This window comes from Streptomyces longisporoflavus (genome assembly GCF_014649775.1).
In the GTDB taxonomy this organism is placed as follows: domain Bacteria; phylum Actinomycetota; class Actinomycetes; order Streptomycetales; family Streptomycetaceae; genus Streptomyces; species Streptomyces longisporoflavus.
On record NZ_BMTR01000021.1, the window covers coordinates 13,057 to 36,322 of the forward strand.

The 23,266-nt window shown below is 70.8% G+C and carries 18 protein-coding genes; 12 read left to right on the forward strand and 6 right to left on the reverse strand.

All coding sequences use genetic code 11. The features are described 5' to 3' along the window. Position 1: 1 nt before the first annotated feature. On the reverse strand, positions 2-781 hold the full coding sequence (locus IE226_RS32920; protein WP_190085098.1) for an amino acid ABC transporter ATP-binding protein: 780 nt from the start codon (positions 779-781) through the stop codon (positions 2-4). A 287-nt stretch (positions 782-1,068) separates the two neighbouring features. Here IE226_RS32920 and IE226_RS32925 point away from each other — a divergent pair, with 287 nt between their 5' ends. Both IE226_RS32925 and IE226_RS32930 read left to right on the forward strand, forming a co-directional pair. Continuing rightward, positions 1,069-1,758 (forward strand): response regulator transcription factor, encoded by a 690-nt coding sequence (locus IE226_RS32925; RefSeq protein WP_190085099.1) that lies wholly within the window; start codon positions 1,069-1,071, stop codon positions 1,756-1,758. Between the two features lie 16 nt (positions 1,759-1,774). Further along, positions 1,775-3,190, forward strand: coding sequence for a sensor histidine kinase (locus IE226_RS32930; protein ID WP_190085100.1), 1,416 nt, complete (start codon positions 1,775-1,777; stop codon positions 3,188-3,190). Between the two features lie 12 nt (positions 3,191-3,202). Here IE226_RS32930 and IE226_RS32935 read toward each other — a convergent pair whose 3' ends face one another. Further along, positions 3,203-4,198: a TAXI family TRAP transporter solute-binding subunit gene (locus IE226_RS32935; protein WP_190085101.1), complete on the reverse strand. Its 996-nt coding sequence runs from the start codon at positions 4,196-4,198 to the stop codon at positions 3,203-3,205. 86 nt (positions 4,199-4,284) lie between these two features. Between IE226_RS32935 and miaB the strand changes: the two genes are divergently transcribed. Then, on the forward strand, positions 4,285-5,805 hold the full coding sequence (gene miaB / locus IE226_RS32940; RefSeq protein ID WP_190085102.1) for a tRNA (N6-isopentenyl adenosine(37)-C2)-methylthiotransferase MiaB: 1,521 nt from the start codon (positions 4,285-4,287) through the stop codon (positions 5,803-5,805). 248 nt (positions 5,806-6,053) lie between these two features. Next, positions 6,054-6,794: a class III extradiol dioxygenase subunit B-like domain-containing protein gene (locus IE226_RS32945; RefSeq protein WP_190085103.1), complete on the forward strand. Its 741-nt coding sequence runs from the start codon at positions 6,054-6,056 to the stop codon at positions 6,792-6,794. Positions 6,795-7,336: 542 nt separating this feature from the next. Here the strand turns inward: IE226_RS32945 and IE226_RS32950 are convergent. Then, positions 7,337-7,606, reverse strand: a complete 270-nt coding sequence (locus IE226_RS32950; protein WP_190085104.1) for an antitoxin — start codon at positions 7,604-7,606, stop codon at positions 7,337-7,339. Between the two features lie 25 nt (positions 7,607-7,631). Beyond that, on the reverse strand, positions 7,632-7,970 hold the full coding sequence (locus IE226_RS32955) for a hypothetical protein (RefSeq protein WP_190085105.1): 339 nt from the start codon (positions 7,968-7,970) through the stop codon (positions 7,632-7,634). 182 nt (positions 7,971-8,152) lie between these two features. On the opposite strand from IE226_RS32955, the gene miaA reads away from it, so the two are divergent. From miaA to hflX, 6 genes are all read left to right on the forward strand, one after another. Next, positions 8,153-9,091, forward strand: coding sequence for a tRNA (adenosine(37)-N6)-dimethylallyltransferase MiaA (gene miaA, locus IE226_RS32960; protein ID WP_190085106.1), 939 nt, complete (start codon positions 8,153-8,155; stop codon positions 9,089-9,091). Positions 9,092-9,192: 101 nt separating this feature from the next. Next, positions 9,193-9,654, forward strand: a complete 462-nt coding sequence (locus tag IE226_RS32965) for a hypothetical protein (RefSeq protein WP_190085107.1) — start codon at positions 9,193-9,195, stop codon at positions 9,652-9,654. A gap of 75 nt (positions 9,655-9,729) precedes the next feature. Next, positions 9,730-10,611 (forward strand): diaminopimelate epimerase, encoded by an 882-nt coding sequence (dapF, locus tag IE226_RS32970; RefSeq protein WP_190085108.1) that lies wholly within the window; start codon positions 9,730-9,732, stop codon positions 10,609-10,611. A 142-nt stretch (positions 10,612-10,753) separates the two neighbouring features. After that, the gene (locus IE226_RS32975) at positions 10,754-12,907 is read left to right on the forward strand and encodes a RelA/SpoT family protein (protein ID WP_190085109.1); all 2,154 of its coding nucleotides are present in this window, start codon (positions 10,754-10,756) and stop codon (positions 12,905-12,907) included. A 146-nt stretch (positions 12,908-13,053) separates the two neighbouring features. Further along, the gene (locus IE226_RS32980; RefSeq protein ID WP_190085110.1) at positions 13,054-14,541 is read left to right on the forward strand and encodes a M1 family metallopeptidase; all 1,488 of its coding nucleotides are present in this window, start codon (positions 13,054-13,056) and stop codon (positions 14,539-14,541) included. 181 nt (positions 14,542-14,722) lie between these two features. Beyond that, on the forward strand, positions 14,723-16,222 hold the full coding sequence (hflX, locus tag IE226_RS32985; RefSeq protein ID WP_190085111.1) for a GTPase HflX: 1,500 nt from the start codon (positions 14,723-14,725) through the stop codon (positions 16,220-16,222). Between the two features lie 105 nt (positions 16,223-16,327). Here hflX and IE226_RS32990 read toward each other — a convergent pair whose 3' ends face one another. Then, a complete protein-coding gene (locus IE226_RS32990) occupies positions 16,328-17,566 on the reverse strand; it encodes a trypsin-like serine peptidase (protein ID WP_190085112.1) in 1,239 nt (412 codons plus the stop codon). A gap of 207 nt (positions 17,567-17,773) precedes the next feature. After that, on the reverse strand, positions 17,774-19,009 hold the full coding sequence (locus IE226_RS32995) for a trypsin-like serine peptidase (protein WP_190085113.1): 1,236 nt from the start codon (positions 19,007-19,009) through the stop codon (positions 17,774-17,776). Positions 19,010-19,334: 325 nt separating this feature from the next. Here IE226_RS32995 and IE226_RS33000 point away from each other — a divergent pair, with 325 nt between their 5' ends. Together IE226_RS33000 and IE226_RS33005 are read left to right on the forward strand one after the other, a co-directional pair. Further along, entirely contained in the window at positions 19,335-20,930 is a 1,596-nt protein-coding gene (locus tag IE226_RS33000) for a diaminobutyrate--2-oxoglutarate transaminase family protein (RefSeq protein WP_373307085.1), read from the forward strand. Positions 20,931-21,028: 98 nt separating this feature from the next. After that, the gene (locus IE226_RS33005; protein WP_190085114.1) at positions 21,029-23,239 is read left to right on the forward strand and encodes an IucA/IucC family protein; all 2,211 of its coding nucleotides are present in this window, start codon (positions 21,029-21,031) and stop codon (positions 23,237-23,239) included. The last annotated feature ends 27 nt before the right edge of the window (positions 23,240-23,266 follow it).

Here is a 23,266-nt window from a genome sequence, read left to right on the forward strand (position 1 = left end):
CTCAGTGTTTAAGGATCTTCGACAGGAAGTCCTTGGCCCGGTCGCTGCGCGGGTTGCTGAAGAACTGTTCCGGCACGGCCTCTTCGACGATGCGGCCGTCAGCCATGAAGACGACGCGGTTGGCCGCGGAGCGGGCGAAGCCCATCTCGTGGGTGACGACGACCATGGTCATGCCGTCACGCGCGAGCTGCTGCATGACTTCCAGGACCTCGTTGATCATCTCGGGGTCGAGCGCCGACGTGGGCTCGTCGAAGAGCATGACCTTGGGGTCCATCGCCAACGCGCGGGCGATCGCCACACGTTGCTGCTGGCCGCCGGAGAGCTGCGCGGGGTACTTGTCGGCCTGGGTGGCGACACCCACACGGTCCAGGAGGCCGCGCGCCTTGGTCTCGGCTTCCGCCTTCGACGTCTTGCGCACCTTGATCTGGCCCAGCATCACGTTCTCGAGCACGGTCTTGTGCGCGAAAAGGTTGAAGGACTGGAAGACCATGCCCACGTCCGCACGGAGGCGGGCGAGCGCCTTGCCCTCCTGGGGCAGCGGCTTGCCGTCGATCGAGATGTCGCCCGACTCGACCGTCTCCAGGCGGTTGATGGCGCGGCACAGTGTCGACTTGCCCGACCCGGAGGGGCCGATCACGACGACGACCTCACCGCGGGTGATGGTCAGGTCGATGTCCTGGAGGACGTGCAGAGCGCCGAAGTGCTTGTTGACGTTCTTCAGCACGACCAGGTCGTCCGCCCCGGGCGGTATGGCGTCCTTGGTCACCGATACTTCGGTCACGGGTTGTTGCTCCATCCTCCTCGGTTGGGAGGACAGTAATAACCCGGTGCGACCAGCGTCATTACATCTGAGGGGAAATTGAGCATAACGATCCGGCCGCAACCGGACACTCCGCGTGAAGGGGACGCGGTCGCACGTACCGGCTCCATAACGGAACGTGTCCGTGACCCGAACCCTCTTGACGCGGTCCTTATGTATCGGCGTGGATGCCTTGGTGCCAGTGCACGCGCGCGTACCGGCCGTCGGCGAGCGCGAACGGAACGACCGATGAACCGGAGGGGGCCCGCATGAGACTGCTCCTCGTCGAGGACGACGATCACGTGGCGGCCGCCCTGTCCGCGGTCCTGGCCAGGCACGGCTTCGACGTCGTGCACGCACGCAGCGGCGAGGAAGCCCTGCAGGCACTGTTGCCCGGCAAGACGGCGCCCTTCGGAGTCGTGCTCCTCGATCTCGGGCTGCCCGACCAGGACGGCTACGAGGTGTGCGGAAAGATCCGCAAGCGCGGATCGACCCCCGTGATCATGGTGACGGCGCGTGCCGACGTGCGCTCGCGGATCCACGGCCTGAACCTCGGAGCCGATGACTACGTGGTGAAGCCGTACGACACCGGGGAACTCATCGCCCGTATCCACGCGGTCATCCGCCGGCCCCCGTCCGGCGCCGCCGCGGGACCCGCGGACAGCGAACTGCGCCTCGGCTCCGTATGCATCGAACTGCCCACCCGCCAGGTCAGCGTGAACGGTTCGACGGTCCAGCTGACCCGCAAGGAGTTCGACCTGCTCGCGCTCCTGGCGCAGCGGCCCGGCGTGGTGTTCCGCCGAGAGCAGATCATCAGCGAGGTGTGGCGCACCAGCTGGGAGGGAACGGGGCGCACGCTTGAGGTGCATGTCGCTTCCCTGCGCTCCAAGTTGCACATGCCGGCCCTGATCGAGACCGTACGGGGCGTCGGTTACCGGCTTGTCGCCCCGGCCGCGTAGCCGGTAGCGAGGACAGGTGCGCTCTCGCCTCCTCCCGCTGCTCATCGTCCTCATGGCGGGTGTGCTGCTCGCCCTCGGCTTCCCGCTCGCGGTGAGCGTGGCCGCGGCGCAGCAGCAGAAGGTGGTCGTCGACCGGATCGACGACACCGCGCGGTTCGCGGCGCTCGCGCAGTTCGTCACGAAACGTCCCACCGGGTCGCGCCTGCGGGACAAGGACGAACGGCGCGAAACCCTCCAGACCGAACTCGACTACTACCACGAGATATACGGGATCAAGGCGGGCGTCTTCTTCAGGGACCGTGCGCCCATGGCTCACGCCCCGGGGGGCTGGTTCCTGCCTCCCAGGGGCGCCGAGGTGCGTGAGGCCTTCGAGGAGGCCCTCAGGTCCCGCGGAAGCCACGATCCGGAGCAGGTGTGGCCCTGGCAGCGCGGCCGGCTCGTCGTCGCCTCTCCGGTGATCAGGGACGGCGACGTCATCGCGGTCGTCGTCACCGAATCACCTACGGGGCGCATGCGCTCGAAGACGCTGCAGGGCTGGCTGCTCATCATCGCCGGAGAGTCGGCGGCCATGCTCCTCGCCGTCGGTGCCGCGCTGCGCCTCACCGGCTGGGTGCTGCGTCCCGTACGGATCCTGGACGCGACGACGCACGACATCGCGACCGGACGCCTGAAGTCGAGGGTGGCGGCCACGGGCGGCCCGCCGGAACTCCGGCGGCTGGCCCGCTCGTTCAACGAGATGGCAGACAACGTCGAGGACGTCCTCGAACAGCAGCGGGCCTTCGTCGCCGACGCCTCGCACCAACTGCGCAACCCGCTCGCCGCCCTGCTGCTGCGCATCGAACTGCTCGCCCTCGAACTGCCCGAGGGGAACGAGGAGATCGCCTCCGTCCGCACCGAGGGCAAGCGCCTCGCGCAGGTCCTCGACGACCTCCTGGGCCTCGCGCTGGCCGAGCACACGGCGGCCGATCTGCAGCTCACCGACATCGGCGAGCTCGCGGCGGAACGTGTCGGCGCCTGGCGGCCGCTCGCCGAGGAGCGCGGGGTGCGGCTGACCGGCACCTGCCCGGCGACCACGGGCTGGGCCGACCCGGTGGCACTGTCCAGCGCCCTGGACGCGGTGATCGACAACGCCCTCAAGTTCACGCCCGAGGGCGAGGAGGTGCGGGTGGCGGTCTCCTGGAGCGGTCCGCTGACGACCGTGGTGATCACGGACGGCGGCCCCGGCCTCACGGAGGACGAACTCGCCCGCGTCGGAGACCGCTTCTGGCGCAGCAACCGCCACCAGAACGTGCAGGGCTCGGGGCTCGGCCTGTCCATCTCGCGGGCCCTGCTCACCGCGGGCGGCGGTTCCCTCACGTACGAGCAGCACGAGCCGCACGGACTGCGGGTGACCGTCGGCGTCCCGCGCGGCGAGCCCGGCGGCGCGGGCTGACGCGGCCCGCCGCTACGGCTTGACCGACTGGTAGTAGCGGCGCGCACCCTCGTGCAGGGCGAGCGGATCGGTGTAGAGGGCCGTCCGCAGATCCACCAGCTGGGCGGCATGCACCTGATCGCCGATGTGGTCGCGGCTGTCGATCACCGTGCGGGTCAGCCCCTCCGTCAGCTTCGGGTCCGCCCGGTCCGTGGTGACCAGGAGATTCGCCACGGCCAGGGTCGGCACGGCGTCGTTCTCCTGCGCGGCGGGGTAGGCGTCGGCGGGCATCACCGCTGCCCGGTAGTAGCGCGACGCGCCGCCCTGCTTGTGCAGTGCGTCCACCAGGGTGCCGAGCTCGACGAGACGGACGTCGAACTCTTCGGAGAGCAGCCGCACCGTGGTGGTCGGCAGCCCGCCCGACCAGAAGAAGGCGTCGATGTCGCCCTTCTTGAGAAGATCGGGAGCGGTGTCGATCCCGGCGTCCACCGACGTCAGGTCCTTCCCGGGATCGAGTCCGGCCGCCTTGAGCACCCGGCCCGCTATCAGCCGCACGCCGGAGCGCGGCTGGCCCACGGCCACCCTCTTGCCCCGCAGGTCCCGCGCCTTCTCGATGTCCGAAGAACGCCGGACGACGAGCTGTACGTAGTCGTCGTACAGCCGCGCACAGCCCCGCAGCCGGTCCGCGCCCTGGCGTCCCTCCAGGCGGTACTTCGCGACGGCGTCGGCGGCCGCGATGGTGAAATCGGCCTTGCCCGTAGCCACCCGCTCGACGTTCTGCTGCGACCCCTGGCTGTTGAGCAGGTCCACGTCCACCTTGGGCATGTCGTGGGAGACCGCGGTCCGCAGGAGCTTTCCGTACCGCTCGTAGACCGCGTTCTTCACGCCCGTGCTGAACGTCATCCGGCCCGTCGGGGAATCGTCGCCCGCCGGGACCAGCCACCACATCAGCAGCCCGAAGACCACGAGGGCGGCCGCCGCACCCTGGAGTGCGCGGCGCCTGCTGATGTGGGGGAGTGCCTTGAGCATGCGCGCGATCCTGCCAGGCCACGCACAGTGATGGCCAGGGCCGAGCTCCCGGCAGGGAAACTTCACCGACCGCCTACCCTTGTCACATGAGCAGCGGCGACCGGGGACAGGCAGTGGGCGTTAAAGGAACGTACGAGGTACGCACTTACGGGTGCCAGATGAACGTCCACGATTCGGAGCGTCTCTCCGGTCTCCTCGAGGGCGCCGGGTACGAGCGAGCGCCCGAGGGCTCGGACGGCGATGCCGACGTGGTCGTCTTCAACACCTGCGCCGTGCGGGAGAACGCCGACAACCGGCTGTACGGGAACCTCGGCCGCCTCGCGCCGATGAAGACCAAGCGGCCCGGCATGCAGATCGCCGTCGGCGGCTGCCTGGCCCAGAAGGACCGCGACACCATCGTGAAGAAGGCGCCCTGGGTGGACGTCGTCTTCGGGACGCACAACATCGGCAAGCTGCCGGTCCTCCTGGAGCGGGCCCGCGTCCAGGAAGAGGCGCAGGTCGAGATCGCCGAGTCGCTCGAGGCGTTCCCCTCGACGCTGCCCACGCGCCGCGAGAGCGCCTACGCGGCGTGGGTCTCCATCTCCGTGGGCTGCAACAACACCTGCACGTTCTGCATCGTGCCCGCCCTGCGCGGCAAGGAGAAGGACCGCAGGACCGGCGACATCCTCGCCGAGATCGAGGCCCTCGTCGGTGAGGGCGTCTCCGAAATCACCCTCCTCGGCCAGAACGTGAACGCGTACGGCTCGGACATCGGTGACCGCGAGGCCTTCAGCAAGCTTCTGCGCGCCTGCGGGAAGATCGAGGGCCTGGAGCGCGTGCGCTTCACGTCCCCGCACCCGCGCGACTTCACGGACGACGTGATCGCCGCCATGGCCGAGACCCCGAACGTGATGCCGCAGCTGCACATGCCGCTCCAGTCCGGCTCGGACCCGATCCTGAAGGCGATGCGCCGTTCGTACCGGCAGGACCGCTTCCTCGGCATCATCGAGAAGGTCCGCGCCGCCATGCCGGACGCGGCGATCTCCACCGACATCATCGTCGGCTTCCCCGGAGAGACCGAGGAGGACTTCGAGCAGACGATGCACGTGGTCCGCGAGGCCCGTTTCGCCAGCGCCTTCACCTTCCAGTACTCCAAGCGTCCCGGTACGCCCGCGGCGACCATGGAGGGGCAGATCCCCAAGGAGGTCGTGCAGGAGCGCTACATGCGTCTTTCCGCCCTCCAGGAGGAGATCTCCTGGGACGAGAACAAGAAGCAGGTCGGCAGGACCCTGGAGCTGATGGTCGCCGAGGGAGAGGGACGCAAGGACGGCGCTACCCACCGTCTCTCCGGACGCGCCCCCGACAGCCGCCTGGTCCACTTCACCAAGCCGGACACCGAGGTCCGCCCGGGCGACGTCGTCACGGTCGAGATCACCTACGCGGCGCCGCACCACCTGCTCGCCGAGGGGCCCGTCCTGAACGTGCGCCGCACGCGCGCGGGTGACGCCTGGGAGAAGCGCAACGCCGAGCCCGCGGCCAAGCCCGCAGGCGTGATGCTCGGCCTGCCCAAGGTGGGCGCTCCCGAGCCCCTTCCGGTGGCCGCCGGCAGCGGTTGCGGCTGCGACTGACCGGGGCGAGCGGCGGACGACGGAGAACCCTCCGGGGCCTCCTCTGCCGCTCTACCGCCCCAAGCAGCCGCGCTATCCCGTACGGATGCGGCGCTCCCGCTCGGTCGGCGGGTGGATGGTGATCGGCGACGGCTCGTCCGGCGGCTCCTTTCCGTGCCGCTTCGCGCTCCCGCTCCCGCTCTCCGAGCCGGAGCGGGACTCGGGCCCGATCTCCTGCCAGCGCGCGGGCGCGCGTTACGCTGCGGATCATGCTTGTCGCCGCAGCCGTCTGCCCCTGCCCGCCCCTGCTCGTCCCCGAGGTCGCGGCAGGCGCTGCCCCCGAACTAGACGCCGCGCGCGCCGCGTGCACGGACGCCGTCGGGGTGCTCGCCGCCTCGCGGCCCGACCGGCTCGTCGTGATCGGGCCCGCCGAGCAGAATGGGCGCGGGCAGCATCCCCAAGGCGCCCGTGGCTCGTTCCGCGGCTTCGGTGTCCACCTCGACGTACGCCTCGGGCGCGGCGGCGAGGACACGGATGACGAGGACACGGATGGGGCCGTGGCGGAGCGCGAGCTTCCGTCCTCGCTCGCCGTCGCCGCCTGGCTGCTCGACCGTACGGAGTGGTCGGCGGCCCCGCTGGAAGGGCTCGGAGTGGGGGAATCTCTGGCGCCCGAGCGGTGTACTGAAGTCGGAGGGGAAATCGCGGCGCGGAGCGACCGAGTGGCCTTGCTGGTGATGGGCGACGCCAGCGCGTGCCGCACGCTGAAGGCGCCGGGATACCTCGACGAACGGGCGGCCCCGTTCGACGCGGAGGTAGCCCGCGCGCTGGGAGCTGCGGACATCGGGGCGCTCAAGGCGCTGGACGCGGAACTGGCGTACGAACTGAAGGCCGCGGGCCGAGCACCGTGGCAGATCCTGGCCGGCGCGGCCGAGGACGCGGGCCTGAAGGGCGAACTGCTCTACGAGGACGCTCCGTACGGCGTCGGATACCTGGTCGCCACCTGGTCGTAGCGGCCTGCCCGGGGGCGATAACGCGTGCCGGCGGGCGCATTTTGTCGGTGGGGCGGGCTGCTGGGCGGTGGGTGACGATCGTGCGTACTGCCGGATATACGACGACGGCCGCGCATGCCGCGGGCCGCTCGGTGGCGGGGGTGCGCCGCCGGGGCCACGGGGTGGCCGCTGCGCGCTGCCCGGGGCCGGGCGTCGGCTCTGCACGCCGCCCAGGGCCGGGGATCGGCTGTGCGCGCGCTGTTCGCGTTCAGGGGCGCATGCAGGCTGTCCAGGGCCGGGGAGCGACCGGTGGCGCCAAGCAAAGCCACGCAGCGGCCGTACGCGCTGCTCGCGTTCAAGGGCTGACCGTGGCCGCCTGCCCGTTCAAGGGCTGACCATGGGCGCCTGCCCGCAAGCGGCCGGCCGCGCGCCTGGCGGAGCGTGGCGGCGGCCGTGGAGCTGGTGGTGCTCCACGGCCGTCCGCCGGTGTTGTTCGGTGACCCGGTCGGCTGACTCAGCCGACGCTCTGGCGTCGGTGAGCGGCGAGTGATCCAGCCGGTGGTTCAGGGAGCCGGAGGGGGCGTCGGACGGGCGGTGCCGCCGCCCGGGTCCTTGCCCTCGTCGGGCGTCCCGGCGAGGCGGTCCACGGCGTCCTTCGCCTTGCCCGACCCGGTCTGGATCTTGTCGCTGTATTTGCCCTTGGTCTTGGCGTCGACCGCTTTCGCGGCCTTGTCGAGACCTCGGTCGATCTTGTCCCCGTGCTGCTGCGCGAGGCCCGCGACCTTGTCCTTCGCCGGGGCGAGCTTGTCTTTCAGACTCTGCAGAATGCCCATCGGTTGCCTTCCCTCGCCGGGAGGGTCACTTGCGGGCGCCCTCGTCGGCCTCGTCGTTGTCGGCGGCCTTGTCCGCGGACTGCTGCTTCGGGATGTCCACGTTCTCCGCGGCAGCCTCTTCCGAGTCCGCCGCCTTGTCCTCGGACTTGCCCGCGGCCCCGGCGTCGGTCCCGGCGTCAGCCTCCGCGCCGGCCTTGGTCGCGTCCTCGGTGCCTGCCTCGGCCTTGGCCTCCTTGCCGGTCCCGGGCTCGGGAGTCTCCCCGGCCGCCTCCGGCTCGGCCGTCAGGGTCGCGGCCGCCGCCTCGTTTGTTGACGCCTCTTCCGCGTCCTTGGACTTCCTACGGAACCGTGCAAAAACGCCCATATCTACTCCATACGGTACTCGTGTGGGCGAAATCCCGCGCCGCCCGGTGCGCCCTGTTGCGCCACCCGGGTCGCCGGTCCTCAAAACCGGCGGCCGGAACCTCGCAACAGGCAACGACCCCGAAGGTGTGACGTCACGTAGCTCGTTCGGGAAGTGGTCGCGGGGTTTGCGAGACTGGGGCGGTGAGTAGAGCAGCTCCCGCACCGCGGGTCATCGCCGTTGTCGGGCCGACCGCGGCCGGAAAGTCCGATCTGGGAGTTTTCCTTGCCCAGCGTCTCGGCGGCGAAGTCGTCAACGCCGACTCCATGCAGCTCTACAGAGGGATGGACATCGGGACCGCCAAGCTGACGCTCGAAGAGCGCGACGGAGTGCCCCACCACCTCCTGGACATCTGGGACGTCACGGAGGCGGCAAGCGTCGCCGAGTACCAGAAGCTGGCGCGCGCCGAAATCGACCGCCTCCTTGCCGACGGGCGCTGGCCGATCCTGGTCGGCGGCTCCGGGCTCTACGTCAGGGGCGCCGTCGACCACCTGGAGTTCCCCGGCACCGACCCCGAGGTCCGGGCCCGCCTGGAGGGCGAGCTCGCCTTGCACGGCCCCGGCGCGCTGCACGCCCGCCTCGCCGCCGCCGACCCGGGGGCGGGCCAGGCCATCCTGCCCAGCAACGGACGCCGGATCGTCCGCGCCCTCGAGGTCATCGAGATCACCGGCAAGCCCTTCACCGCCAACCTCCCGGGCCACGACTCCGTCTACGACACCGTCCAGATCGGCGTCGACGTCGGCCGCCCCGAACTCGACGAACGCATCGCCACGCGCGTGGACCGCATGTGGGACGCGGGCCTCGTCGACGAGGTGCGTGCCCTGGAGGCGGTGGGGCTGCGCACGGGGCGTACGGCGTCGCGCGCGCTCGGGTACCAGCAGGTGCTCGCGGCGCTCGCGGGGGAGTGCACCGACGACGAAGCGCGCGCGGAGACCGTGCGCGCGACCAAGCGCTTCGCACGTCGCCAGGACTCGTGGTTCCGTCGCGATCCCCGCGTGCACTGGCTCAGCGGCGCCATGACCGACCGAAGGGAACTCCCAGGACGGGCACTGGCGTTGGTCGAACGAGCGGTCACAGCCTGATCACGTGATGGCATCGGGACGCTCCGGCGGTCATCCCGGCCCCCGGCGCCGTGCCATCATCGACCATCGATCGACCAGTGGAGTCCGAAGTAGGAGGGCGGATGGCGATGGAGGCCGGCCCTCGTGACACCGCGCATGACGGCGGCGAGCTGACTCCGGACGGCCCCGACGGGGCGCCGGACGGCGTGACCGACGACGGTCCCGGCGCGGACCAGATGGCCGTTGCCGAGGTCGAGGTCGAACTGCGCCCGCAGCGCCGTCTGCGCATCTGGCAGCTCGCACCGATCGTCGTCCTCGCCGCGGCGGGGTCACTGATGTTCGCCTTCCCGCTGGCCTTCGAATTCGGGGACGGCGGCGCCGTCGTCGCCATGCTCGGACTCCTGATCAGCTGCTGCGCCGCGGGCTGGGGCATGATGGCCGCCCGCCGCGTGGGGCACACCTGGCCGGGGCTGCCCGAGCGCGGCTCCGGGCGCCGCCCGGACTGGCGGATCGTCTCCGCGTACGCGCTGGCTTTCCTGGCCGTCGCCGTTCTCGCCGTGTGGCGCGTCGCACGCCTTCGCTGACCGCGTCGTACGAGGTCAGGGCGGTGAGAGGCACCGTACGGACCGAGTGTCCTAGCCACCCCGTACGATCGAGGAATGAGCACGCGGATCGCCTTCCTCAAGGGGCACGGGACCGAGAACGACTTCGTGATCGTCCCGGACCCCGACAACGCCATCGAGCTGCCCCCGGCCGCCGTGGCAGCCCTGTGCGACCGCCGCGCGGGCGTCGGGGGCGACGGCCTGCTTCATGTCGTCCGTTCCGCGGCACACCCCGAGGCGCGCCATCTGGCCCCCGAGGCCGAATGGTTCATGGACTACCGCAACGGCGACGGCTCGATCGCCGAGATGTGCGGCAACGGCGTGCGCGTCTTCGCCCGCTATCTGCAGCACGCCGGACTGGTGGGCGAGGGTGATCTGGCCGTCGCGACCCGTGGCGGCGTGAAGACCGTGCACATCGCCAAGGCCGCGGCCGGCGGGGACGTCACCGTGGGCATGGGCAAGGCGTTCCTCCCCGAAGGGGACGACGTCACCGTCTCCGTGGCCGACCGGCAGTGGCCCGCACGCAACGTGAACATGGGCAACCCGCACGCGGTCGCCTTCGTGGACGACCTGGCCCACGCGGGCACGTTGTATGACCCGCCGCCGTTCAGCCCCGCCTCGGCCTACCCGGACGGGGTGAACGTCGAATTCGTCGTCGACCGCGGCCCTCGGCACGTCGCCATGCGCGTGCACGAGCGCGGTGCCGGCGAGACCCGCTCGTGCGGCACGGGCGCGTGCGCCGTAGCCGTCGCGGCGGCCCGCAGGGACGGGGCGGACCCTGCGGCGACCGGTGCGCCGGTCACCTACACCGTCGACCTGCCCGGTGGGCGCCTGGTGATCACCGAGCGTCCCGACGGCGAGATCGAGATGACAGGCCCCGCGGTGATCGTTGCCGAAGGCGAGATCGACGCGGAATGGTTCGAAACTGTAAACCCGTGAACTGTCGCTCGAATGGGTGATCCGTTTCACGCTCGGCGAGAGGCGGTCAGCGGCGCGTGATGGGCTCGGTAGCATCAAGCACCGGCGCGGACGGAGCATGCCGCCGTCCGCTCACCGCCGGTAGGAGCAGCCGGAGGTGCCCATGAGTGCGGAGGCCACAAACCCCGCGATGTCCGGCCCCGCGAACCCCGCAGGGCAGCGCAGGCGCGGTCGTCCGCGGCTTGACCTGCGCAGGCTCGGCCGGGCTGCCCTCATGGGCCCCGCCACCCGGGACCGGTTGCCGGACGCGATCGGCCATGTGGCGGAAGCCCACCGGGCCCACTACCCGGACGCGGATCTGGAGCCGCTGCGGCGTGCGTGGGTCCTCGCGGAGTCGTCCCACCGCGGCCAGATGCGCAAAAGCGGTGAGCCGTACATCACACATCCGCTCGCGGTGACCCTGATCCTCGCCCAACTGGGCGCCGAGACCACGACCTTGACCGCGTCATTGCTCCACGACACCGTCGAGGACACGGACGTGACGCTCGACCAGGTGCGTACGGAATTCGGCGACGACGTCTGCTATCTCGTCGACGGCGTCACGAAGCTCGAAAAGGTCGACTACGGAGCGGCCGCCGAGCCGGAGACCTTCCGCAAGATGCTGGTGGCCACCGGCAACGACGTACGCGTCATGTCGATCAAGCTCGCCGATCGCCTGCACAACATGCGAACGCTCGGTGTCATGCGCCCCGAGAAACAGGCGCGAATCGCCAAGGTGACGCGGGACGTGCTCATTCCGCTCGCCGAACGCCTCGGCGTGCAGGCCCTCAAGACCGAGCTGGAGGACCTCGTCTTCGCGATCCTCCACCCGGAGGAGTACAGCCGGGTCCAGGAGCTGATCGCGGCCAACGCGGTGGGCGGCGCCAACCCCCTGGAGGAGACGGCCGACGACGTCCGCGCGGTGCTCCGTGAGGCGGACATCGCGGCCGAAGTCCTCATCAGGCCACGGCACTTCGTCTCGGTCCACCGGGTGCACCGCAAACGCGGCGAGCTGCGCGCGGCGGACTTCGGACGCATCCTGGTCCTGGTGAACGAGGACGCGGACTGTTATGGAGTCCTCGGCGAGCTGCACACCTGCTTCACGCCGGTGGTCTCGGAGTTCAAGGACTTCATCGCCGTACCGAAGTTCAACCTCTACCAGTCGCTGCACACGGCCGTGGCCCGCCCGGACGGAGAGGTCGCCGAAGTCCTCATCCGTACGCACCAGATGCACAAGGTGGCCGAGGCCGGCGTCGTCGCCCTCCGCAATCCGTACGCTCCTCCTTCGGACGAGCAGTCCGATTCCGGTTCCGGCGCCCCCTCCGACGATGCCGTCGAGGGCGAGCGCGCCGACCCGACCCGGCCCGGCTGGCTCTCCCGCCTCCTCGACTGGCAGGAAGCGGCCCCCGACCCGGACACCTTCTGGTCCACCCTCCGCGAAGACCTCGCCCAGGACCGCGAGATCGCGGTCTTCCGCCCCGACGGCGGCACACTCGGACTGCCTGCCGGTGCCAGCTGCGTGGACGCCGCCTACGCCCAGTACGGCGAGGACGCTCACGCCTGCATCGGGGCACGTGTCAATGGCCGCCTGGCGACGCTGAGCACGGTCCTGCGGGACGGCGACACGGTCCAGCTGCTCATGGGTCAGGACGCGGCGGCCGGTCCCTCCCGCGAGTGGCTCGACCACGCGCGCACGCCCGGCGCCCGGATCGCCATCCGGCGCTGGCTCACGACCCACCCCGCGCCCGCGTCGGCCCCTTCGGCCTCGACCCCGGAGAAGCCCGTCCCCCCGCCGCAGGCCGCCGGCTTCCCGCGCCCCGCCGCGGCGAACGCCGTCGTGGACAGGGAGGGCGCGAGCGTACGGCTCGCGGGCTGTTGTACGCCGGTGCCGCCGGACGAGGTGACCGCCTTCGCCGTGCGCGGCGGCGTCGTCACCGTGCACCGCGTCGAGTGCCCCGCGGTCGCACGCATGAAGGAGGTGGGCCGCGCCGAGGTCGGAGTGCGCTGGGGGGACAGCGCGGAGTGCCGGGTCACGCTGATCGCTGAATCGTTCGGGCGGGCGCACCTCATGGCCGACCTCACCGAGGCCATCGCCATGGAAGGCGTGGAGATCATGTCGGCGACCGTCGAACCCCCGAGCCAGCAGCGCGTGCGCCACACGTACACGCTGCAACTCCCGGACGCGGACCACCTTCCGGGGCTGATGCGCGCGATGCGTGCGGTGCCCGGGGTGTACGACGTGAGCCGCGCCCAGCACCCTGCCGCGGCGGCTCCGTAGCAGCACGCCCCGAGCGCAGGGTGTCGCCCCGGCCGCCCTGCCACGGGAAAGCCGGGCGTCGCCGCAGCGGCCTACTGGCGACTCGTTCGAGTGGCCCGGCGCGCGTTGACACCGGCGCGACAGGTCCGCGCTGATAGCGGTAGTTCATGCTGCTCACCCCCCGGGTCAGGGCCTCGCGGCCGAAGACCCTTCGCATCGCGACCGCGCTCCTGGCCGCGGCCACCTCCGCCACCCTCCTCGCCGCGACCGCACCGGCACCCGTCAAACCGCTCGGCATCGGCGACCGGCTCTTCCCGCACTTGGGCAATCCGGGCTACGACGTCATGTCGTACGACCTCGCCTTCACCTACCGCGGCGACAACAAGAAGCCGCTCGACGCCACGACGGTGATCGACGCCCGCACGAGTGCTCCGTTGGAGCGGATCAACCTCGACTTCGCGCACGGCAAGGTCCGCTCGGTCGAGGTCAACGGCGCTCCCGCCCGCTTCGAGTCCACCGGTGAGGACCTGGTCGTCACGCCGCCGAAGCCGCTGAACCCGGGGGAGGGGATGCGGATCACCGTCCGGCACACCAGTGATCCCCGGCCCACGAAGGACAAGGACGGCGGCTGGGTGCCCACCGCCGACGGGCTCGCCATGGCCAACCAGGCCGACGCCGGGCACCGCGTGTTCCCGTCCAACGACCACCCCGCCGACAAGGCGATGTTCACCATCCGCGTCACCACCCCGAAGGGGCTGACCGCCGTGGCCAACGGCCTGCCCGTCGCCACGGCGCACCGGGGGGCCACCACGACACGGGTCTTCCGCACCCACCACCCCATGGCCACGGAGCTGGCGCAGGTCTCCATCGGCCGCTCCACCGTGGTGCACCGGGACGGGCCGCACGGCCTGCCCGTACGCGATGTGGTGCCCACCAAGGACCGCAAGGCGATGGAGCGCTGGCTGAAGAAGACGCCGGACCAGATCGGCTGGATGGAGGAGAAGGTCGGCCGCTACCCCTTCGAGACGTACGGCGTGCTGATGGCGCAGGCGCGGACGGGCTTCGAGCTGGAGACGCAGACCCTCTCCCTCTTCGAGAGCGACCTGTTCAAGCGGCCCGAGTTCCCCGAGTGGTACGTGGACTCGATCATGGTGCACGAGCTGGCGCACCAGTGGTTCGGCGACAGCGTGAGCCCCGCCACCTGGTCCGATCTCTGGCTCAACGAAGGACACGCCACCTGGTACGAGGCGCTCTACGCCGAGGAGAAGGCGGACAAGCCCCTCCAGAAGCGGATGCGGGAGGCCTACCGGCTCTCGGACAACTGGCGCGCCGCGGGCGGACCGCCGGCCGCCCCGAAGGGGCCCGCGCCGGGACAGAAGATCAGCATCTTCCGGCCGGTCGTGTACGACGGCAGTGCCCTCGTGCTCTATGCCCTGCGGCAGGAGATCGGCCGACCGGCCTTCGAGCGTCTCGAGCGGCTCTGGGTGCGGACCCACCGGGACGGGAACGCGACGACCGCGGACTTCGTGCAGCTCGCCTCGTCGGTCTCCGGCCGGGACCTGGGCGGATTCTTCGACGCCTGGCTCTACGGGGCGAAGACACCGGCGATGCCGGGGCACCCGGACTGGCGTAAGGCCGCTCCCGCCGGGAAATAACCGGGAAATAACCCACGTGACGAGACGGGCCGTTCCGTGCAACCATCTTCAGGTCGGCGCCGCCGCGGGTCCGGGAAAACCCCTCGGGGATATCTCAGGGCGCGTGTCGGCCGGCCCGGGGAATCACGGGGCGGCCCCGAGCGTTGACCACCATGAAGAATCCCATCGACGTAAGGATCCAATGACCTCCTCTTCTTCCCCTTCCCAGGACGCACAGAGCTTCGCGCAGAACTACCCCGAAGGTCTTCGGGCCGATGCCCTGATGGAAGAGGACGTCGCCTGGAGCCACGAGATCGACGGAGAGCGGGACGGCGAACAGTTCGACCGCTCCGAGCGCGCGGCTCTGCGCCGCGTCGCCGGCCTCTCCACCGAGCTCGAGGACGTCACCGAAGTCGAGTACCGACAGCTCCGTCTGGAGCGCGTGGTACTCGTCGGGGTGTGGACCTCGGGCACAGTGCAGGACGCGGAGAACTCCGTCGCGGAGCTGGCCGCTCTCGCCGAGACGGCGGGCGCGCTCGTGCTCGACGGCGTCATCCAGCGCCGCGACAAGCCCGACCCGGCGACGTACATCGGGTCCGGCAAGGCGCAGGAGCTGCGTGACATCGTCCTCGAGACCGGGGCCGACACCGTCGTGTGTGACGGTGAGCTGAGTCCCGGCCAGCTGATCCACCTCGAAGACGTCGTCAAGGTCAAGGTGGTCGACAGGACCGCCCTGATCCTCGACATCTTCGCCCAGCACGCCAAGTCCCGAGAGGGCAAGGCGCAGGTCGCCCTTGCCCAGATGCAGTACATGCTCCCGCGCCTCCGTGGCTGGGGTCAGTCGCTCTCCCGTCAGATGGGCGGCGGCGGATCCAGCGGTGGCGGCGGCATGGCGACCCGTGGGCCCGGTGAGACCAAGATCGAGACGGACCGCCGTCGGATCCGCGAGAAGATGGCGAAGATGCGCCGGGAGATCGCGGAGATGAAGACGGGCCGCGAGATCAAGCGCCAGGAGCGCAAGCGCAACAAGGTGCCCTCGGTCGCGATCGCCGGTTACACGAACGCGGGCAAGTCCTCCCTGCTCAACCGCCTCACGGGCGCGGGCGTCCTGGTGGAGAACGCCCTGTTCGCCACCCTCGACCCGACCGTGCGCCGGGCCGAGACGCCGAGCGGCCGGATCTACACCCTGGCCGACACCGTCGGGTTCGTACGGCATCTGCCGCACCACCTCGTCGAGGCGTTCCGCTCCACGATGGAGGAGGTCGGCGAGTCCGACCTGATCCTGCACGTGGTGGACGGTTCGCACCCGGTGCCGGAGGAGCAGTTGGCCGCCGTGCGCGAGGTGATCCGCGACGTGGGCGCGACCGATGTGCCCGAGATCGTGATCGTGAACAAGGCGGACGCGGCCGACCCGCTGGTCCTCCAGCGGCTGCTGCGCAACGAGAAGCACGCGATCGCGGTCTCCGCGCGCACGGGCGCCGGCATCGAGGAACTGCTCGCGCTGATCGACGCCGAACTGCCGCGGCCCGAGGTCGAGATCGAGGCCCTCGTGCCGTACACGCAGGGTTCGCTCATCTCGCGGGCGCACGCCGAGGGCGAGGTCCTCTCCGAGGAGCACACCGCCGAGGGCACGCTGCTCAAGGCGAAGGTGCACGCGGAACTGGCGGCGGACCTCGCGCCGTACGTCCCGGTCGCGGGCTGACGGGCTCCGGCAGGCGCGGACCACAGGGCGAAGGCCCGCCCCCTCTCGTAGGGGGCGGGCCTTCGCCGCGTCATGTGCGAGGTGCGGACCTCGTCCGCCGTGCGGCTACTGCGAGCCGTACTTCTTGCTCATCATGTCGTAGACCTGCTCGGCGCCCTCGCCCAGCTGCGGTCCGGCCAGCCAGGTGTTCTCGGCCGGGCCGATCGAGGTGTTCGAGACCAGCTGGGTCTTGCCGCCCACCATCCGGAACCAGCCGCCGCCGGACGAACCGCCGGTCATGGTGCAGCCGATGCGGTACATGGTCGGCTGGGCGGAGGTCAGCGAGAGACGCCCCGGCTTGTCGATGCACTTGTGCATGATCTCGCCGTCGTACGGGGGAGCGGCGGGGTAGCCCCAGGCGCCCATCGAGCTCACGCTCTGCGTCGCCGGCGTCGTGAAGTCGACGTCGAGGGCCTTTCCGACGGTCTCCTCGAGGGACTTGGAGCCTTGCTGCGGCTTCACGTGCATCACGGCGTAGTCGTACGGAGCACCGGCCCCGCCCGAAGACGCGCCCTGGTCGATCCACTCGGCCGAGGTCGAGACCCAGTCGGCCCAGTACTGGCCGTAGGGGGCGACTTCCTGCGGAGCGGCGTTGCTCAGCTCGGCCCCGGACTTGCCGAGGTCGTTATAAGAAGGCACGAAGGTGATGTTGCGGTACCAGCCGCCTTCGGCGCCGGCATGCACGCAGTGGCCGGCGGTCCACACGAGGTTCGACTTGCCAGGGTTGCGCGGGTCCTTCACGACCGTGCCGGAGCAGACCATCGAGCCCGCGGGAGCGTCGAAGAAGATCTTGCCGACCGGGGCGGCGTTCTTGTGGTACGGCGTCTTCTCGCGCTTGGCCTGGACCGGCGACGGCTCGGGGTCGGTCGCGCCCTGGTCGGCAGGGGCGTCCTTCGCGGCGATCGTCTTCTTCGGCTCCTTGGCGTCCTTCATGCGCTCGGGCTTCCAGAGCCCTTCGATGACCGGGTTGACGAAGTCCTTCGCCTCCCGCAGCCATTCATCCTTCTCGAAGTTCTTCCAGCCGCCGTTCTTCCACTTGTCCGGGTCGATGCCGTGCTTCTTCAGCTTGTCGGCGAGGTCGCCGGGCAGCTTGGCATCGGAGGCGTTGTCGGAGCCGTTGTCCGAGCCGGTCCCGGAACCCTTGTCGGCGCCCTGCGCGGTGCCGGAATCAGCCTTGTCGCCGGCCTTGTCCTCGCTGGGACCGCAGGCGGTGGCGGTGAGTGCCAGAGCCGCGGCGAGCCCGGTTGCGGCAAGAGCGAGACGCTGCCCGCGACTGCGTGCGTAGGGCGCACGTATGGAACGCATGAAGCTGTAACCCCCGAAGTGAACGTGTGAATGCTGTGCTTGCCATGTACTTGTCAGGTATGGGCGAGGAAGCCCCCGAGAGCTTTCCGCCGACGCGACACCTCACTATGCCTGTGTAATTGAGGACGAATGACGGCGGGGCCGTGAAGATTTCCGGCGACCCCGCCGTCCGTGTCAGGCGACCCCTACGGGTCGGCTGCGGGTCGGCTAGTGGTCGGCGAACTTCTTGCTGACCGAGCCGTAGATGCCCTTGGCCTCCTTGCCGAGGCGCGGGCCGGCGAGCCAGCCCGCCGTCACCGGGCCGATGGAGGTGTTGGACACCAGGGCGGGCTTGCCGTCCGAACCCTCGGCGACCCAACCGCCGCCGGACGAACCACCGGTCATCGTGCAGCCGATGCGGTACATCGTCGGGTCGGGCTTGCTGATCGAGAGCCGGCCCGGCTTGTCGGCGCACTGGAACGCCTTCTGGCCGTCGAACGGCGGAGCGGCCGGGTAGCCGGTCGCCGTCATGTCGGCGATCTGCGGCACGGAAGGAGCGTTGAAGTCCACCGGGAGCGCCGAACCGACCTGCTCCTCGAGGGACTTGCCCTCGCTGCCCTTCTCGGGCGTCACGTGGATGACCGCGAAGTCGTACGGCGCGCCGGCGCCACCCGTCGGGCCGCCCTTCTCGATCCACTGGTCGGAGGTCTGCGCCCAGTCACCCCACCAGACGCCGTGCGGGGCGACTTCTTCCTTGGGGGCGTTCCGCAGCTCGTCGACCGACTTGCCGCTGTTGTTGTACGAGGGGACGAAGGCGATGTTGCGGTACCAGCCGCCCTCGGCGCCGGCGTGCACGCAGTGACCCGCGGTCCACACCATGTTGGACTTGCCGGGGTGCGCCGGGTCCTTGACGACGGTGGCGGAGCAGACCATCGAGCCGTCGGGGCCGTCGAAGAACAACTTGCCCGACTCGGGAACGCTGGCGTCGTACGGCGTCTTCACGGCCGCCGCCTCCACCGGCTCGGGGGTCGGGTCGGTCACGCCCTGGTCACCGGAGATGTCATTGTCGTCGACTCCGCGGTCGGGGTTCTCGTCCGCGTCCCGCATGCGGTCCGAGTCCCACAGGCCCTCGATGATCGGGTTGACGAAGTCACCGGCCTCACGGAGCCAGTCGTCCTTGCTGAAGTCCTTCCAGGCCCCGTTCTTCCACTTGTCCAGGTCGATGCCGTGCTCCTTGAGCCGGTCCTGGATCTCCTGCGGGATCTTGACCTTGCCGTCGCTGTTGCTGTCGTCGGCGGGCTGGGACGCGGACGGCTCGTCGCCCGCGTTGTCCTCGCTCGGACCACAGGCCGTCGCGGTCAGCACGAGTGCCGCGCCGATGGCGACGGCGGCCGCCACGGGGGAGGTTCTGCCGCGCGCGCTCCTCCCACGACGAGCGGTATTGAGCGGGCGTATGGGTCGCATAGAGAGAGTCCCCCTGGGCTTCGAGATCGTTCGCATGCCGGACACCGCTCGCGGAGCGGTGTGTTGAGCACGGTGTTCCGTTTCGCTGCCCATCCGGTTGTCGGATGAACGGCACCTCACACTATGCCGGTGCCGTGAGGGACTGCCGACGGAACGGCAACGGTTCCGTCACGGCAAGGATCTTCCGATTACCCGTGTTCCTCCGCAGCCCCGGTCGTTGGTACGTACGGGGGGCTGGCGGCCTGCGTTCATCTCCCCTGCCAACTCGTCGGCGCGCGGCCCGGATCGTGCGGGCAGCGCCCACCCAGCGGGAGGACCAACAGTCGTGGCCGTGACCGAGCCGGCACCCGCGGCGGTTTCCGCGGCGCACTCCGCAGCACACGAGGGGATCCTGCGACGCCAGTCGGCGCGCGAGTCGGCGGCGCGCACCTATGCGCGCGCCCTGCCGATCGTGCCGGTACGGGCGCGCGGTCTGACGATCGAGGGCGCCGACGGGCAGCGCTACCTCGACTGCCTCTCGGGTGCGGGGACCCTGGCCCTCGGGCACAACCATCCGGTCGTGCTCGAGGCGATCAGAAAGGTCCTCGACTCGGGGGCGCCGCTGCACGTCCTCGACCTGGCCACGCCGGTCAAGGACGCTTTCACCACCGAGCTGTTCCGCACGCTGCCCCGCGGGCTCGCGGACCGCGCGCGGATCCAGTTCTGCGGCCCCGCCGGCACGGACGCGGTGGAGGCGGCGCTCAAACTCGTGCGCACGGCGACCGGGCGCGACGGCATGCTCGCCTTCACCGGTGCCTACCACGGGATGACGGCGGGGGCGCTCGAAGCATCCGGCGGCGCAACGGACGTACGGGTCACGCGGCTGCCCTACCCGCAGGACTACCGCTGCCCCTTCGGCATCGGCGGCGCGGACGGCGCCGAAGTCGCGGCCCGCTGGACCGAGAGCCTCCTCGACGACACCAAATCGGGTGTGCCACGGCCCGCCGGGATGATCCTTGAACCGGTGCAGGGCGAGGGCGGGGTGTTCCCCGCCCCCGACGACTGGCTGCGCCGGATGCGTGCGATCACCGCCGCGCGCTCCATCCCGCTCATCGCGGACGAGGTCCAGACCGGCGTCGGGCGCACCGGCGCGTTCTGGGCCGTCGAGCACAGCGGCGTCGTCCCGGACGTGATGGTGCTCTCCAAGGCCATCGGCGGCAGCCTGCCCCTTGCCGTCGTGATCTACCGCGACGACCTCGACGTCTGGCCGCCGGGTGCGCACGCGGGCACGTTCCGGGGCAACCAGCTCGCCATGGCGGCAGGCGCGGCCACCCTCGCCTACGTCCGCGAGAACGGTCTGGCGGAACGCGCGGGAATCCTGGGCGCCCGCATGCTCGCCCAGCTGCGCTCCCTGGCCGCCGAACATCCCTGTATCGGTGACGTCCGTGGCAGAGGCCTCATGATCGGCGTCGAACTCGTGGATCCGGCTGCCGGGGACGCCCCTGTGCCCGGCCCTCGGCCGGCGAGTTCCGAGCCGGAGCCCGCGGGTGGGGGTTCGGGGGCGTCGGGTGGCGCTTCGGCGGGGGGCTGCTCGGGCATGCGGGGTTGCGCTTCGGACGGTGATGCGGGTATGTCGGGTCGTGCTTCGGTCGGTGACGCGGGCATGCGGGGCGGCGCTTCGGAGGGCCGGCCTCTGGCCGGCGTATCCGCCGGGCTCCTGGCTCCGGGCCGCTCTCCGCGACCGCTTCCCCCGGCGCCCGAACTGGCAGCCGAGGTGCAGCGGGAATGTCTGCGCCGAGGCCTCATCGTCGAGCTGGGAGGGCGGCACTCCAGTGTCGTACGCCTCCTTCCTCCTCTCACGATCACGGACGAGCAGGCGGCAGCGATCCTGTCCCGCCTCGCCGACGCGATCTCCGCCGCGGCGCGTCCGCACTACGGATAGCCACGCCGGAACCGGGCCGTCCCGCGGACGGCCGAGAGACATCAGCAGAGCTCCAGCCCGTCGCCCCGGAGCCCGAACGACTGCACAAGGAAGCCCTCTTGAACGCCACTCCCGCATCCGACGGCCCACCCCAGCTCCACGCCCCGAAGGCGTGCGGCAAGCAATCCGCGCTGGTGGCGGAGCCCGGTACGGTTCCCCGGCAGAAACAAGGTCGGCAGACCGAACGGCTGCGAGGCGCGACCGCCGACCTCCTGGAGCACCCCGATCCGCACACCGCCGCGCAAGTGGCGGCCATCGAGAACCTCCTGCGCTGCTGGGTACGCGAGAACGGCTTCCCCGCCCCCGAGCACGGCGCTTTGCGTATCCCGCTCGATGCCAGCGGCACGGCCCTGCTCGTCCCCGTCCACTACTGGTCGGCCACCGGCTGGCACCGATTCGGCCTCCCGTACCTGGAGGACGGCCCCCGGAGCGCGCCCCCGGCGGACGCCGTCACCGTAGCTGCCCTCCTGGGCCGCGAGACGGGCAGGCGTCACGACGCCGCCGATCCGGAGGAGCACGCGGGCGAATGGGCGGCGGGCGAGGGCGTCGGCGGCGCGGCCGGGGAGCCCGGCGCGGGAGGGGAGCCCCGGGGGGAGGAGGGTTCCGCCGCGCTCGATGAACGCGGGACGCAGGGTGAATACGGGACGCACGGTGAATACGGGACGCCGGATGCCGACGGGGTGGAGGACGGCGACGGGGCGCCGGATGCCGACGGGGTGGAGGACAGCGACGCGGCGTGGGATGCGCCCGGTCGCACCGGCTTCGGCATCGGCACCTACTCCGGCGCCGGCTCCGGCATCGACGCCGAACGAGTCGAGGGAGGGGACCTCGTCGGCCGCGTCGCCGACTCGGTACGGCGCACCGCCACCTTCATCGCCGACCGCCGGAACAACCCCGCCGACGAGCCCGACCTCTTCCTCGCCGCCGAACAGTCCTTGGTCCTCGGCCACCCCCTGCACCCCACCCCCAAGAGCCGCGAAGGACTCTCCGACACCGAATCCCGTCTCTACTCACCAGAGCTGCGCGGGGCGTTCGCCCTGCACTGGCTCGCCGTCGACGCCTCCGTGCTCGCCGCGGACTCGGCCTGGACCGAGCGCGGCCGGACCGTCCCGGCCGGGCAGCTCACCGCCCGGCTCGCGGGCCCCGACCTGCCGCTGCCGGACGGCCGCGCCGCCCTGCCCCTGCACCCGTGGCAGATCCGCGAACTCAGGCACCGACCCGCGACCGCCGCGCTCCTGGAAGCAGGACTCCTCCAGGACCTCGGCCCCCACGGCGCACCGTGGTACCCGACCTCGTCCGTGCGCACCCTCTACCGCTCGGGCGCCCCGGCCATGCTGAAGCTCTCGCTCGGCCTGCGCATCACCAACTCCCGTCGTGAGAACCTCCGCAAGGAACTCCACCGCGGGGTCGAGGTCCACCGACTGCTGCGCAGCGGCCTCGCCGAGCAGTGGCAGGCCGTCCACCCGGGCTTCGACGTGATCCGCGACCCGGCCTGGCTCGCCGTGACCGGCCCCGACGGCGTGCCCGTCGCCGGGCTCGACGTCATGATCCGCCACAACCCCTTCGGCCCCGGTGACGACGTCACCTGCATCGCAGGACTCGTCTCGCCCAGACCGTCACCGCAGTCCACCGGTCATGACCGTGCCCCGATGCTCTCCCGGCTCGGCGAGATCGTCACCCGCCTCGCCGGTAGGACGGGCCGCCCCCGCGGAGCCGCGGCCACGGAGTGGTTCCTGCGTTACCTGGAGAACGTCGTACGCCCCGTGCTCTGGCTGGACAGCGAGGCAGGCGTCGCCCTGGAGGCCCATCAGCAGAACACGCTCCTGCTGCTCGACCCCGACGGCTGGCCCGTGGGCGGCCGCTACCGCGACAACCAGGGCTACTACTACCGCGAGTCCCGGCGGGCCGAACTCGAACGACGGCTTCCCGGCATCGGCCGGCACAGCGACACGTTCGTCTCCGACGAGGTGGCGGACGAGCGGTTCGCCTACTACCTCGGCATCAACAACGTGTTCGGCCTCATCGGAGCGCTCGGCGCCCAAGGCCTGGCCGACGAGCAGTTGTTGCTCGCGGCCTTTCGCCGCTTCCTCGGCGATGTCGCCTCCGGCCCCGCCTCCCTTCGTACGCCCCTCCCCGCCCTGCTCCTCGAATCACCCGTGCTGCGCTGCAAGGCCAATCTGCTGACCCGCCTTCGCGGGCTCGACGAACTCGTGGGCCCGGTGGACACCCAGTCCGTCTACGTCTCCATCGCCAACCCCCTTCATTCCTGAGGAACATGAACCGCCTTTCCTGAGAGG

Bases quoted from the DNA above. Each gene is read 5' to 3' on its own strand.
- IE226_RS32990 (WP_190085112.1), bottom strand. From the start codon at position 17,566: ATGCGTTCCATACGTGCGCCCTACGCACGCAGTCGCGGGCAGCGTCTC.
- hflX (WP_190085111.1), top strand. From the start codon at position 14,723: ATGACCTCCTCTTCTTCCCCTTCCCAGGACGCACAGAGCTTCGCGCAG.
- IE226_RS32995 (WP_190085113.1), bottom strand. From the start codon at position 19,009: ATGCGACCCATACGCCCGCTCAATACCGCTCGTCGTGGGAGGAGCGCG.
- IE226_RS32950 (WP_190085104.1), bottom strand. From the start codon at position 7,606: ATGGGCATTCTGCAGAGTCTGAAAGACAAGCTCGCCCCGGCGAAGGAC.
- IE226_RS32925 (WP_190085099.1), top strand. From the start codon at position 1,069: ATGAGACTGCTCCTCGTCGAGGACGACGATCACGTGGCGGCCGCCCTG.
- IE226_RS32935 (WP_190085101.1), bottom strand. From the start codon at position 4,198: ATGCTCAAGGCACTCCCCCACATCAGCAGGCGCCGCGCACTCCAGGGT.
- IE226_RS32965 (WP_190085107.1), top strand. From the start codon at position 9,193: ATGGCGATGGAGGCCGGCCCTCGTGACACCGCGCATGACGGCGGCGAG.
- IE226_RS32980 (WP_190085110.1), top strand. From the start codon at position 13,054: ATGCTGCTCACCCCCCGGGTCAGGGCCTCGCGGCCGAAGACCCTTCGC.
- IE226_RS32945 (WP_190085103.1), top strand. From the start codon at position 6,054: ATGCTTGTCGCCGCAGCCGTCTGCCCCTGCCCGCCCCTGCTCGTCCCC.
- miaB (WP_190085102.1), top strand. From the start codon at position 4,285: ATGAGCAGCGGCGACCGGGGACAGGCAGTGGGCGTTAAAGGAACGTAC.
- dapF (WP_190085108.1), top strand. From the start codon at position 9,730: ATGAGCACGCGGATCGCCTTCCTCAAGGGGCACGGGACCGAGAACGAC.
- IE226_RS32955 (WP_190085105.1), bottom strand. From the start codon at position 7,970: ATGGGCGTTTTTGCACGGTTCCGTAGGAAGTCCAAGGACGCGGAAGAG.
- IE226_RS32975 (WP_190085109.1), top strand. From the start codon at position 10,754: ATGAGTGCGGAGGCCACAAACCCCGCGATGTCCGGCCCCGCGAACCCC.